Source organism: Ensifer sp. ENS02, from assembly GCF_014851885.1.
GTDB classification, from domain to species: Bacteria; Pseudomonadota; Alphaproteobacteria; order Rhizobiales; family Rhizobiaceae; genus Ensifer; species Ensifer adhaerens.
Window position 1 is genome coordinate 120,463 of sequence record NZ_JACVAO010000015.1, and the last position, 12,329, is coordinate 132,791.

A 12,329-nucleotide genomic window follows, 5' to 3' on the forward strand; every position below is an offset into this window, starting at 1 on the left:
GCGCACTTTTGCTGGAAATTGCATCAGCCCATGACGACCGGTGCAACGCCGATCAACCATTCGTGCAGCTTCCAGATGAAGAGCACGTAGGCGACAAGCCCGATGATGATGGCGAGCACATCGTTGGAGGCCGATTTGAACACCGGCAGTACGCGTTCGCCTGCCCGCTCGCGGCGTTTCAGCGAGATGCGCAGGATCACCGCCCAGGCGAGAAACGAGCCGAACAGCAGGACGGAGGACGTCTCACCATTGGCGAGCAGATGCGCAAGTGCCCAGACCTTGATCGAAAGCACCTGAGGATGCTTGACCGCAACCGCGATGCGCCCGGCCGGGAGGAAGCCGGCAGCAAGGAAGATGAAGGCAAAAAGCATCAGAAGCAGTGCGATGTGGCGCATGAATACGGGCGGATCGTAGAGCATGCCCGTTTCGCTGCGGGCCTGGCCGAAGCCATAGATGATCAGACAGAGGCCGATGAGGCTGAGGATTGCATAGATCCCCATCCAGGTGCCCTTGCCGCGGCGCTCGATGACGCCGGCGCGGAAACCGGGCGCGACGACGCGGATGAGATGCAGGCCGAGAAAAAGAATGATGCCGAGAACGAGTATCGCCATGGGGCCACCGCTTTGTTCGAGTATCGGGCAAACTCAGCGCCGCGCGTCGGAAAAGACGGGAGCTGGCCGCTGAAGCGTGTTGATTTCCAGTGTATTCGGTTCCCGGACCGATTCCGCCCAGGTTGCTATGGAGTAGCCTTGATAGCGCGTTTTTTCCAGACCGATCAAAGGATTGCCGCATTTTCGAACCATTTGCGACAAAACCAAAACAGTGCAGTTGATCATGATCCGTATTCCGCTTGCCCTCTCGCTCGCCCTTCTTCCCGCTCTTGCCAGGGCCGAGCCGGCGTCGCCGGCCACCGCGCCCGCCGGTGACAGGCAGTTGGTGATCGTCTCGTTCGACGGCGCGCATGACAACGCGCTATGGGAAAAAAGCCTGGCGATGGCCAAGCGCACCGGTGCGCATTTCACCTATTTCCTCTCCTGCACCTTTCTGATGACCCGGGCGGACGGCAAGACGCTCTACAAGCCGCCGGGCCAGAAGGCAGGCCGCTCGAATGTCGGCTTCGCGCAGAGCCGTGAAGAGATCGCGGCCCGCGTCGGCCACATCTGGCAGGCCCATCTCGACGGCCACGACATCGCCAGCCACGCCTGCGGCCACTTCGACGGCAAGGGCTGGAGCAAAGCCGACTGGCAAAGCGAGTTTTCGACCTTCAACGCGGCGCTCAAGGACGCCTGGAAGAAGGCGGACAAGCCCGAGGCCGAGCCGGCCGGCTGGGCCGAATTCGCCGCAACCGGGATCAAGGGATTCCGCGCCCCCTATCTGTCGCTGAGCGACGGCCTGCTGCCGGCGCTGAAGGCGGACAACTTCACCTATGACGCAAGCCTGGTGACCAAGGGTCCGGGCTGGCCGACGACAAAGGATGGCCTGCCGCGTTTCGGACTGCCGCTGATCCCCGAAGGGCCGTCGCAGCGCCCTGTCATCGGCATGGACTACAATCTCTTCGTCCGCCACTCCATGGGTGTGGAGAACAAGAAGGACAGCGCCCGCTTCGAGGAGCGCACCTACGAGGCCTACAGGAAAGCCTTCGACCGGGAATATGCGGGCGACCGCATCCCGCTGCAGCTCGGCTTCCATTTCGTCGAAATGAACGGCGGCGCCTACTGGCGCGCGCTCGATCGGCTGTTGGGCGAAGTCTGCGGCAAGCCCGACGTCGCCTGCGTCAGCTACGCCCAGGCGCTGCCGCTGATCGAGCAGGCAAAAAAGAAGGCGGGTCGAACCGCCTTCTGATTGCTATGCGTTCGGCCAAGCTCAGGCCAGTTCCTCTTCACCACCGACCTCGATGAACTTCTGATCGATATGCGGCAGCGGCTCTTCGTCGATCGTCGCCTCGAACGCGCGCAGGCGCTTGTAGATCGACAGAAGCTCGACGATCGTCGGCCAGGAAGAAACCAGATACTGGAACGACGAGGTGACCTGGCCGAAGGCGCCGGAGATTTGGTTCAGCGCGCCAAGCGTGATCTTACCGGCGATAATCGACGGCGCCAGGATCAGCAGTGAAAAGATGTTGTTGATCTGCAGGTAGAAGATGCGGGCGATGTTGAAATAGAGATAGTGGAAGTACAGCCGGAAATAGTTGCGGCGCACGTTCTCGAAAAGGTCGGCAACGGTCGGCGGCTGGGCGCGATCGGCGTGATCTTCGCCATAGACCAGTTCCTTGCGGTAGGCCGCCTCGACGCGCTGGTTGCGGAACTCAAGCCCCGGCAATTTGATGCCGACGACAGCCAGGAACACGGTGCCGAACAGCGACCAGAGCACCGCGGCGGTGACCAGCGGATAGGGAATAGCGCCGACGATCGGCAGTTCGGTGACGTTTGCGGACAGCCGGATCAACACCGGCGTAAACGCGATCAGCGTCATCACGCTGTCAATCAGGCTGACGCCGAGACCTTCCACGGTCGTGGAAAAGCGCATCGTGTCTTCCTGCACACGCTGCGAGGCACCTTCGATATGGCGCAGCTTGCCCCAATGGGCCATGTAGTACTCGTTCATCGCGGTGCGCCACCGGAAGATATAGTGGCTAACGAAGAAGCGCGTCATGACGGCCACGGCCACGGCGACGAGCGCGATCGCGAGGAAGGTGGCGATTTCGCCGTAGAACTCTTCCGCGGTGACGACCTTTGACTTGGAAACCGCCGCCTGGATCAGGTCCCAGAACGGCCCATACCAGTTGTTGATGGCGACGCTGACCTGCACCTGAAAATAGGTGACGAACAGAATGAGGGCGGATCCGAGGATCGACCAATTCTGCCAGCGATGCGGTGAGTAGACGTACCAGAACGCCGCAAATAACCCCGTGACCAGCGCGAAATAGATGTAGAACCAGAGGAAGGCCGGAGACCAGAAGGCGGAAATGCCGACGATCGGCGGCGCGTCGGACGGCAAAGGCGGCATGCCGAAGACTGCGCCCAGTTGCTCGCCTTCCCCATACCAGAAGGCGATGGCAACCAGCGACCAGACGACAAAGGAAATGAAGAAGAGCTTCGGCTTCGGAAAGAAGGATAGGAACAAGTGCGGCACTCTCGTTTCGGTGGAGACGAACAACTCGCCTCCCGAAGCGCCGAAACTAGGGCAAAGCGCCGTCGTCAACAATCGGGTAATGTAAACGTTACTGTTATTTCATCCAGGCGCGCGCCGGTGCCGGAGGGTCTTTTTTCGCCGCTGCTCAGGCCCTCAATGCCTGTGAAATCCGCTTCAGCTCGACGACGATGACCCCACCGCACAGGAAAAGAACGGCAGCCGCGATCAAGGTTGGTGCGGCGAAGCTGCCGGTGCGCTCCGCAAGCCAGCCGGCGACCAGCGGACCGACGATTTGCCCAATACCGAAAGCAGCCGTCATCAACGCAAGCGCCTTGCGCGGGCTCTCGGGCGCCAGCTTCCGGCCGATCTGCAGGCCATAGGCAGTGATCATCATGAAGGTTGCGCCGAGCATCAGGCCGCCGGCAAGCGGCGCATAGGGCAAAGGCAGGCTGACCGTCAGCACCAGCCCGACCGCCTCGACCAGAAGGCCGATCGCGTAGACACCGGCAAGACCGAAGCGCGGCACGGCAAAGCGCCAGAGATAGACGGAGAGCGCTGCGGCAAGCCCCGTTAGCAGCCAGGCGAGAAATTCGATGCTGTGGCCGCCGCTCGGATCGCGCGCCATGGTGACGAGGAACGTGGCGGTGATCACATAGCCGAAGCCGAAGAGCGCATAGGTGAACGTCACTACGGTCAGCGGCCGCGTCCAGCGCAGCGGCCTTTCGCGCACCGGACCAGAACCGGACGACGGAACGCCGGGAAGAAATGCGGCAACGACGATCGTCCCGACCAATCCGACCAGCGCGCCGGTAAACCAGTCGCCCATGGAGGTCGTCAGGCCGGCGTGACCCGCGATCGGGTTCGCCCAGACGCAAAGCGATGAAAACGCGATGCCGAGGCCGACGCCGCCAAAGTGAACGGCCGGCACGTGTTCCGAGCGCGCAAGCACGCCATGGCCGAGCACGATGCCGGAGATGAAGATCATCGCAAAGGCGCTGGCAAGGCCGGCGAGGAAACGGATCAGCGCCAGCACGACGACGGAGGACGAGAGGCCCATGGCCGCCAGCAGAGCCGTCGTGGCGACGAGGGACAGCAGACCGATCCGCCGCTCGTGCCCATGGGCCCAGCCATAGGCGGCAAGAATGGCGCCAGCGAGATAGCCGACGAAATTGGCCGAGGCGATGAGCCCGGCATCACCCGGCGACAGGCCGAGATCCACCATCATCGCCGGCAGGATCGGCGTATAGGAGAAGCGTCCGAAGCCCATGGCGACGGCCATGGCGATGGCGCCGGCGGTTGCCGTGGCGGAGATGTTGGTCTGCAGCGGTTTGTCGAGCGTGGTCATATCATTTTATTGCGCCGCAACACGACGCACGACAAACGACAATAATTGAAGGATCTATTGAAGAAATCGAACGATCGCCGATTTCAATGGCTTAGACCAGTCGCCGGAAAGGTGAGGTGCACCACATCACGGCGGCAGATCATGCACCGCGGCGATGGAGCAAAAAATCGTCTGGAGGACGACGGAGGCTGCAGGCCGCCGCCGTATCCCTGGGTCAGCCCGGTAGTGTCACCACCAGCGGCCCACCGCGGGTGACGACAACTGTGTGCTCATACTGCACCGTCGGTGCGCGCGGGTCGCTGTAGAGCGTCCAGTCGTCGTTGCCGCCCTCGGCCCATTGGGCGCCCATCGACAGGAAGGGTTCGACGGTGAAGACCATGCCGTCGGTCATCCGGCGACGTTCGCGCGGATCCGGCCAGGTGGCGATCTCGGTCGGCTCCTCGTGCAGCGAGCGGCCGATGCCGTGGCTGGCGAGATTGGTGACAAGCGAATAGCGGTTCTTGCGCGCGAAGTCGCCGATCGCATTGCCGATGGCAGCCAGCGGCTGGTCGGGGCGCACCTGCTTGAGGCCGACCCACATCGCCCGCTTGCCATCGCGGCAAAGCCGGTCGATCGCGGCGGTGACCGGCGGTACCGGGAACGAGGCGCCGGTATCGGCAAAGATGCCGTCCTTTTCGGCCGAGACGTCGATGTTGACGAGATCGCCGGCCTTGATCACGCGGTTGCCGGGAATGCCGTGGGCGATTTCCTCGTTGACGCTGATGCATGTGGCACCAGGAAACTGGTAGCAGAGTTCGGGCGCCGAGCGTGCGCCGGCCTCTTCCAGTACCTTGCGGCCGATCGCATCGAGTTCCGCAGTGGTAATGCCGGGCTCGAGCGCCTCGCCCATCGTCTGCAGGGCATTGGCGCAGATGCGGCCGATTTCCTTCAGCCGCAGCAGGTCTTCTTCGTTGTTGAGGGTCATCCGTATCTCGCTTTCGCGCTCACATGTAGCGTGTCATGACGCGTTATGCCAGCACGCAGCGGAACGGCCGGGGGTGACCGCCCCCCGACCCTCGACACTCAGGCGATAGCGGGTGCCGCTGCCTTTTCTTCCGCCACGGCCTTGCGCACCAGCGGCGCCACCTTGGTGCCGTAGAGCTCGATGCCGCGCATGATCTGGTCGTGCGGCATCGGACCGATCGCCATCTGCAGCAGGAAGCGATCGTTACGGAACAGCTTCCAGTTCTCGACGATCTTCTCGGCCACCGTTTCCGGATCACCGAGGAAGAGGTTGCCGGAGGGGCTGCGCGCCTGGTCGAAATGCGCCCGGTTCGTCGGTCCCCAGCCGCGCTCGCGCCCGATGCGGTTCATCACTTCCGCCTGCGGCCCGTAGAACTGGTCGGCGGCAAGATCGGTCGTATCGGCGATGAAGCCGTGCACGTTGATGCTGGTTTTCAGCTTTTCCGGGTCCTGACCGGCGCGGCGCGCGGCCTCGCGGTAGAGGTCGAAGAGCGGCGCAAACCGGCGCGGCTCGCCGCCGATGATCGCAAGCGCCACCGGCAGGCCGAGCGCGCCGGCGCGCGCTACCGATTGCGGCGTGCCGCCAACGGCGATCCAGAGCGGCAGCACCTCCTGCAGCGGCCGCGGATAGACGCCGCGATCATGGATCGCCGACCGCATCTCGCCGGCCCACGAGACCTTCTCGCTTTCGCGCAGCGCCATCAGGAGGTCGAGCTTTTCGGCAAAGAGCTGGTCGTAGTCATCGAGCGACTGACCGAAGAGCGGGAAGGATTCGATGAACGACCCGCGACCGGCCATGATCTCGGCGCGGCCGCCCGAGATCAGATCAAGGGTCGAGAATTGCTGGAAGACGCGTACGGGATCGTCCGAGCTCAACACCGTGACGGCACTGGTCAGCCGGATATTCTTCGTTTTTGCCGCTGCGGCCGCGAGGATGACCGCCGGCGCGGAGGCCGCGTAGTCAGGCCGATGGTGTTCGCCGAGCCCGAAAACATCGAGGCCAACCTGATCTGCAAGCTCGATTTCCTCGAGAAGGTTCTTGAGGCGACGCTGGCCCTCCCTGCCCTTGTGATCCGCGTTCGGATCGACATCCGCAAATGTGTAAAGCCCGAGTTCCATGAGGTCTGTCCTTTTTCTGTATGCACAACAGATAGTTGGCGCACACATGAGCAGCAAATGCGCATCCGGGAAACGCTGTGTTTCCCGGATGCATACGAACGAGACCTTACCCTCTCGGTAGACCGTCAAGCAGGACATCGAGGCCCTTCCGGAACGTGCCATCCCAATCGCTGTCCAGGAGCAGGCGCGTGCGCTCGATCGTCGGATAGCGTTCGCTGAGCGCCGAGAGGCGCTTCTGTCCGGCAGCCTGGTCGGCGTGCGAAAGCGCGAAGCTCGCCCGGGTGACGGTGGCGCCGAGCACATAGTTCCAGAGCGACCAGATCGCGACATTCATATCCGCGTCGACAACGCCGGCTCTCGACAGCACCTCGCTCATGGTTTCCAGGCGGCCGAGTACATTCGCGCCGAGCGCCCGTCGCGGCAGCAGCGACGCCGACCAGGGATGGCGCAGCATGATTGCGCGCCAGTCTTCGAGCTTGTGAACCACATCCCTGCGCCAGTCCTCGGGCTCGATCCTTTGCGGGGGCGCGCGATAGGCAAACACCGCATCGAGCGCGAGGTCGAAGACCTCCTCCTTGTTGGCGACATGCCAATAGAGGCTCATGACGCCCGCACCGAGACGGTCGGCGAGACGGCGCATCTTCAAGCCGTCGATACCCTCGGCGTCCAGCAATTCGACCGCGGTCGCCACGATGCGCTCCAGAGACAGGGACGGCTCGCCGCCCGGCTTCTTCCCGGCCTGGGCGGCCGGCTCTACCCGCTGGGAGCGTTTGCCCTGCCCGCCGTTCCCTTTCGCCGCCATGTGTCTTCCTTGCTGATTGGAGTGTCGATTTACGCCGACAACGCGCCGGATGTCGATCCTGAACGATTGACTCGTACGGCGTACGATGTAAATGAATCGTACGCCGTACGAGTCAATAGCAAGAGCGACGGCGAAAGGTCAAACCTGCAGGCCTGCAAGCGGCGTCGCGCGCGGGCCTCGGAGACGAGAGAACACCATGTCACGCACAATCAGACATCTCATGATCGGAGGACTCATCATCATGACCACGGGCGTTTCCACGGCGGCGACCGCGAGCGAGCAGGCGGCCAAGCTGACGATCGTCAACCCCAAGAACCTCTACGACCCGACGCCGCATGGCTATAGCACCGCGGTGATCGTGCCTGCCGGGGCACGGGTGGCCTACATTTCAGGACAGGGCGGCCAGGATAGCACCGGCGGCCTGTCTCCCGACTTCGCGGTTCAGGTCAAGCAGGCTTATGCCAATCTGGGCGCAGCGCTCGAGGGGCTCGGCGCAAGGCCGGACCAGGTCGCCAAGCTCACCATCTTCGTGGTCGACCACGACATGTCCAAGCTCGAGGTCCTGACCGGCAGCGTCAAGGAAATGTTCGGCGCGACGCTGCCGGCGCAGACACTGGTACCCGTGCCCAAGCTGGCGGTCGACGGCATGCTGTTCGAGGTGGAAGCGGTCGCTGTCATCGACTGACGGCGGCCCGGTTTGCGGCACCGCCCGTCGGCCCGGAAGGCAGAGTATGGTCGGGAGAAACGGACGCGCGGCGAAAATCGCCGCTCGCCCGGCTCTTAGCTCAGCGTCCTTTTGACCGCGTTGCGCCAACCCTTGAACTTGGCCTTACGCGTCTTTTCGTCCATGGCGGGCTCGAAGCGGCGGTCGCGTGCCCAGGACTTGGCAAAGTCTTCCTGCTTCGGCCAGACGCCGGCGCGGCTGCCGGCAAGCCAGGCGACGCCGAGCGCGGTCGTTTCCAGGATGACGGGCCGATCGACCGGCGCGTCGAGCAGGTCGGAAAGCCGCTGCATCGTCCAGTCGGAGGCAACCATGCCGCCGTCGACGCGCAGAACTGTCTCCTTGCCGTTGTTGCGCCAGTCCTTGTGCATCGCCTCAAGCAAGTCGCGCGTCTGGTAACAGACGGCTTCGAGTGCCGCGCGGGCAAACTCCGCCGGACCGGTGTTGCGGGTCATGCCGAAGATCGCGCCGCGCGCGTCCGGATCCCAATGCGGCGCGCCGAGCCCGGTGAAGGCCGGCACGAGATAGACGTCCTGCGTCGGATCGGCGCTTGCGGCAAGCGTCCCGGTATCGGGCGCAGCCTTGATCACCTTCAGCCCGTCGCGCAGCCATTGCACCGCAGCACCCGCGACGAAGATCGAGCCTTCGAGCGCATAGGTGGTTTCGCCATCAAGCTTGTAGGCAATGGTGGTGAGCAACCGGTTCTTCGAACGCACCATGTCCTTGCCGGTGTTGAGCAGTGCGAAGCAGCCGGTGCCATAGGTGGATTTCAACATGCCCGGCTTGAAGCAGGCCTGGCCGATGGTCGCCGCCTGCTGGTCGCCGGCAACGCCGAGGATCGGGATCGCCGCGCCGAAAAGTGCGGTATCGGTAACGCCGAAATCGGCGGCGCAATCCTTGACCTCGGGCAGCATGGCGCGCGGCACCTTGAGGATCTTCAGAAGCTCGTCGTCCCAGGCATTTTCGGCGATGTTATAGAGCAGCGTGCGCGAGGCGTTGGTCGCGTCGGTCACGAAGGATTTGCCGCCGGTCAGCCGCCAGATGAGGAAGGTATCGATGGTGCCGAAGCAGAGTTCGCCCTTGGCGGCGCGGGCCTGCGCCCTGTCGATGTTGGTCAGCAGCCAGTTGAGCTTGGTGCCGGAGAAATAGGGATCGAGCAGCAGGCCCGTCTTCCGGGTGAAGGTCTTTTCCAGCCCCTGCTTCTTCAGCCGATCACAATAGGAGGCGGTGCGACGGTCCTGCCAGACAATCGCGTTGTGAATGGGATTGCCGGTCTCGCGATCCCAGACGACGACGGTTTCGCGCTGGTTGGTGATGCCGATCGCCGAAAGGTCGCCGGCCTTGATGCCGGCCTTGGCGATAGCGTCCTCAACCGTCGAAAGCACCGTCTGCCAGATTTCCTCGGGATCGTGTTCGACCCACCCGGATTTCGGAAAATACTGCTTGAATTCCTTGTGGCTGGCCCCGGCGATCTGCTGCTGACCGTCGAAGATGATCGCCCGGCTCGAGGTCGTACCCTGATCGATCGCGAGAATATATCCGCCCATATGCCCCTCCCCGGCCACACGCATGTTTGTTCACCCGGCCTTGAAGGCGGGATCTCATTTCGAAAACTTCAATACGATGGCAAAACGAATGTCAAACGAAAACAAAACGCAACCGTCGACTTCGCCATTCCCCTCCTCAACTCTGCGGCCCGCAACCCAAAAACACAATTGTCAGCGCCGGCGTTTTCCGCGTAGGCTGGCGCTGTTGCGCCGCAACAAAGCAGTGCGCGGCGCCACAAAGGGAGAGAGCAGCAATGACGAAAACAGCGGTCATCACCGGTTCGACGAGCGGCATCGGGCTTGCGATCGCCAAGGCCTTCGCCAAGGGTGGCGCCAATATCGTGCTGAACGGCTTCGGTAGCCCGGACGAAATCAAGAAGGCGACGGACGAGGTCAGCGCGCTGACGACAGGAACGGTCGTCTATCATGCTGCCGACATGACGAAGCCAGCCGAGATCGCCGATCTGATCGCCACGGCGACGACCCGCTTCGGCGGCGTCGATATCCTCGTCAACAATGCCGGTATCCAATATGTCGAGAAGGTCGAGGATTTCCCGATCGAGCAATGGGACCGCATCATCGCGATCAACCTCTCCTCGTCCTTCCACACGATCCGCGCCGCTATTCCCGGCATGAAGGCGAAAGGCTGGGGCCGCATCGTCAACATCGCCTCGGCCCATGGCCTCGTCGCCTCGCCCTTCAAGGCGGCCTATGTGGCGGCGAAGCACGGCGTGCTCGGCCTGACGAAGACCGTGGCGCTCGAAGTGGCCGAAAGCGGAATCACCGCGAACTCGATCTGCCCGGGCTACGTGCTGACGCCACTCGTCGAAAAGCAGATCCCCGATCAAGCCCGCACCCGCGGCATCACCGAGCAGCAGGTGATCAACGACGTGATGCTGAAGGGGCAGCCGACGAAGAAGTTCATCACCGTCGAACAGGTCGCAGCCCTCGCCGTCTATCTCGCCGGCGACGACGCGGCACAGATCACCGGCACCCATGTGTCGATGGACGGCGGTTGGACGGCGCAGTAACGGCCGACATCCGTCAAGTGGTCGGCAGCGCGGACCGGATGCCCCCGCGCTGCCCGCATGGCGTGCAAAAGTCCGCCCAGCCCTTTGCTTTTCTGCATAACCACCTAAGATCAAAGTGATTTCAGGACGTATGCAGCAGCAGGGAATGAATGGCATGCCCCAACCGACCGGTTCAATCAGCTTCATCCTCAACGACCGCGAGGTCGCTCTTTCCGACATCGCACCGACAACGACGCTGCTCGACTATCTGCGGCTGGAACGCCGGCTGACCGGCACCAAGGAAGGTTGTGCGGAGGGCGACTGCGGCGCCTGCACCGTGCTGGTCGGGCGGCTGGTCAGCGACCGGCTCGTCTATGAAAGCGTCAACGCCTGCATCCGTTTCCTCGGCTCGCTGCAGGCAACCCATGTCGTCACCGTCGAGCATCTCGCCGGTCAGGATGGCACGCTGCATCCGGTGCAGCAGGCGATGGTCGATTTTCACGGCTCGCAATGCGGCTTCTGCACGCCCGGCTTCGTCATGTCGCTCTATGGCCTGTGGCTTGGCAACGACAGCCCCAGCCGCGCCGATATCGAAAAGGCGCTGCAGGGCAATCTCTGTCGCTGCACCGGTTATGAGACGATCGTGCGCGCGGCCGAAGCGGCGGCAGAGGCGCGCCCCTCCAACATCTTCGATCCGATCACCAGGGAGCGGGAAACGATCACCATCAGGCTGAAGGCGCTGGCACCGACGGAAACGATCACACTCCGCCAGGGCGAAAATTGTCTGATCGTGCCGGCCGACGGCAGTGGCCTGGCGGAAGCGCTCGCCGACCATCCCGGGGGGACGGTCGTTGCCGGCTCCACCGATGTCGGCCTCTGGGTGACGAAGCAAATGCGGACGATCAACCCGGTGATCTTCATCAACGGAATCACCGAATTGCAGCAGATCGAGGAAACCGCGGACGGTCTCATTATCGGGGCCGGCGTCAGCTACACCATGGCCTATGCCGCCCTCGCCAAGACGTTTCTCGGGCTCGGTCCGCTGATCAACCGCATCGGCGGCGAACAGGTGCGCAACATGGGCACGATCGGCGGCAATATCGCTAACGGCTCACCGATCGGCGACAGTCCGCCGCCCCTGATCGTGCTTGGCGCGACGGTGACCCTGCGCTCGACCGCCGGTCGGCGGACGTTGCCGCTCGAATCCTTCTTCATCGCTTATGGCAAGCAGGATCGCCAACCCGGCGAATTCGTCGAAAGCATCTTCGTGCCGCGCCTGCCGGCGGGCGATCTCTTTGCCGCCTACAAGATCTCCAAGCGCCGCGACGAAGATATCTCCGCGCTGCTTGGCGCGTTCCGTCTATCGGTGGATGGCGGCATCGTCCGCTCCGCCCGCATCGCCTTCGGCGGCATGGCCGCCACGCCCAAGCGCGCCAGCAACGTCGAGGCGGCGCTGATCGGCAAGCCATGGACCGAGGAAACGGTCCGCGCCGCGCAAGCCGCCTTCGAGACCGACTACCAGCCGCTCACCGACTGGCGGGCAACGAGCGACTACCGCATGCTTGCGGCGAAGAACCTTCTGATGCGTTTCTTCCTGGAAAGCGGCGGCGAGCCGGCGCAACTGGTTCGCTTTGCTGCGGGAGGCCGATAA

General features: G+C 63.2%; 12 protein-coding genes. 4 read left to right on the plus strand and 8 right to left on the minus strand.

Annotated elements, in window-relative coordinates:
* Positions 1 to 23 precede the first annotated feature (23 nt).
* Positions 24 to 611: an NnrU family protein gene (locus tag IB262_RS27685; protein ID WP_112772291.1), complete on the minus strand. Its 588-nt coding sequence runs from the start codon at positions 609 to 611 to the stop codon at positions 24 to 26.
* Between the two features lie 33 nt (positions 612 to 644).
* The gene (locus IB262_RS27690) at positions 645 to 836 is read right to left on the minus strand and encodes a hypothetical protein (protein ID WP_060581700.1); all 192 of its coding nucleotides are present in this window, start codon (positions 834 to 836) and stop codon (positions 645 to 647) included.
* On the opposite strand from IB262_RS27690, the gene IB262_RS27695 reads away from it, so the two are divergent.
* Positions 835 to 1,842 carry a polysaccharide deacetylase gene (locus IB262_RS27695; protein WP_034789068.1) on the plus strand — a complete coding sequence of 336 codons (1,008 nt, stop codon included), beginning with the start codon at positions 835 to 837 and terminating at the stop codon, positions 1,840 to 1,842. The two genes, IB262_RS27690 and IB262_RS27695, sit on opposite strands and share 2 nt — an antisense overlap.
* Before the next feature lie 21 nt (positions 1,843 to 1,863).
* Here IB262_RS27695 and sbmA read toward each other — a convergent pair whose 3' ends face one another.
* The 5 genes from sbmA to IB262_RS27720 form a co-directional block, all read right to left on the minus strand.
* The gene (gene sbmA / locus IB262_RS27700) at positions 1,864 to 3,123 is read right to left on the minus strand and encodes a peptide antibiotic transporter SbmA (protein WP_060581794.1); all 1,260 of its coding nucleotides are present in this window, start codon (positions 3,121 to 3,123) and stop codon (positions 1,864 to 1,866) included.
* Between the two features lie 154 nt (positions 3,124 to 3,277).
* A complete protein-coding gene (locus IB262_RS27705; RefSeq protein ID WP_192357214.1) occupies positions 3,278 to 4,477 on the minus strand; it encodes an MFS transporter in 1,200 nt (399 codons plus the stop codon).
* Between the two features lie 214 nt (positions 4,478 to 4,691).
* Positions 4,692 to 5,441 (minus strand): type I methionyl aminopeptidase, encoded by a 750-nt coding sequence (map, locus tag IB262_RS27710; RefSeq protein WP_034788960.1) that lies wholly within the window; start codon positions 5,439 to 5,441, stop codon positions 4,692 to 4,694.
* A 98-nt stretch (positions 5,442 to 5,539) separates the two neighbouring features.
* A complete protein-coding gene (locus IB262_RS27715) occupies positions 5,540 to 6,598 on the minus strand; it encodes an LLM class flavin-dependent oxidoreductase (RefSeq protein WP_112975110.1) in 1,059 nt (352 codons plus the stop codon).
* 106 nt (positions 6,599 to 6,704) lie between these two features.
* Complete coding sequence (locus IB262_RS27720) at positions 6,705 to 7,400, minus strand: TetR/AcrR family transcriptional regulator C-terminal domain-containing protein (protein WP_112975111.1); 696 nt, start codon at positions 7,398 to 7,400, stop codon at positions 6,705 to 6,707.
* A 196-nt stretch (positions 7,401 to 7,596) separates the two neighbouring features.
* Between IB262_RS27720 and IB262_RS27725 the strand changes: the two genes are divergently transcribed.
* The gene (locus IB262_RS27725) at positions 7,597 to 8,085 is read left to right on the plus strand and encodes a RidA family protein (protein WP_060581693.1); all 489 of its coding nucleotides are present in this window, start codon (positions 7,597 to 7,599) and stop codon (positions 8,083 to 8,085) included.
* Positions 8,086 to 8,180: 95 nt separating this feature from the next.
* Here IB262_RS27725 and glpK read toward each other — a convergent pair whose 3' ends face one another.
* Positions 8,181 to 9,668 carry a glycerol kinase GlpK gene (gene glpK, locus IB262_RS27730; RefSeq protein WP_060518801.1) on the minus strand — a complete coding sequence of 496 codons (1,488 nt, stop codon included), beginning with the start codon at positions 9,666 to 9,668 and terminating at the stop codon, positions 8,181 to 8,183.
* Between the two features lie 254 nt (positions 9,669 to 9,922).
* Between glpK and IB262_RS27735 the strand changes: the two genes are divergently transcribed.
* Positions 9,923 to 10,699 (plus strand): 3-hydroxybutyrate dehydrogenase, encoded by a 777-nt coding sequence (locus IB262_RS27735; RefSeq protein ID WP_112975112.1) that lies wholly within the window; start codon positions 9,923 to 9,925, stop codon positions 10,697 to 10,699.
* A gap of 154 nt (positions 10,700 to 10,853) precedes the next feature.
* The gene (gene xdhA / locus IB262_RS27740) at positions 10,854 to 12,329 is read left to right on the plus strand and encodes a xanthine dehydrogenase small subunit (RefSeq protein ID WP_060518962.1); all 1,476 of its coding nucleotides are present in this window, start codon (positions 10,854 to 10,856) and stop codon (positions 12,327 to 12,329) included.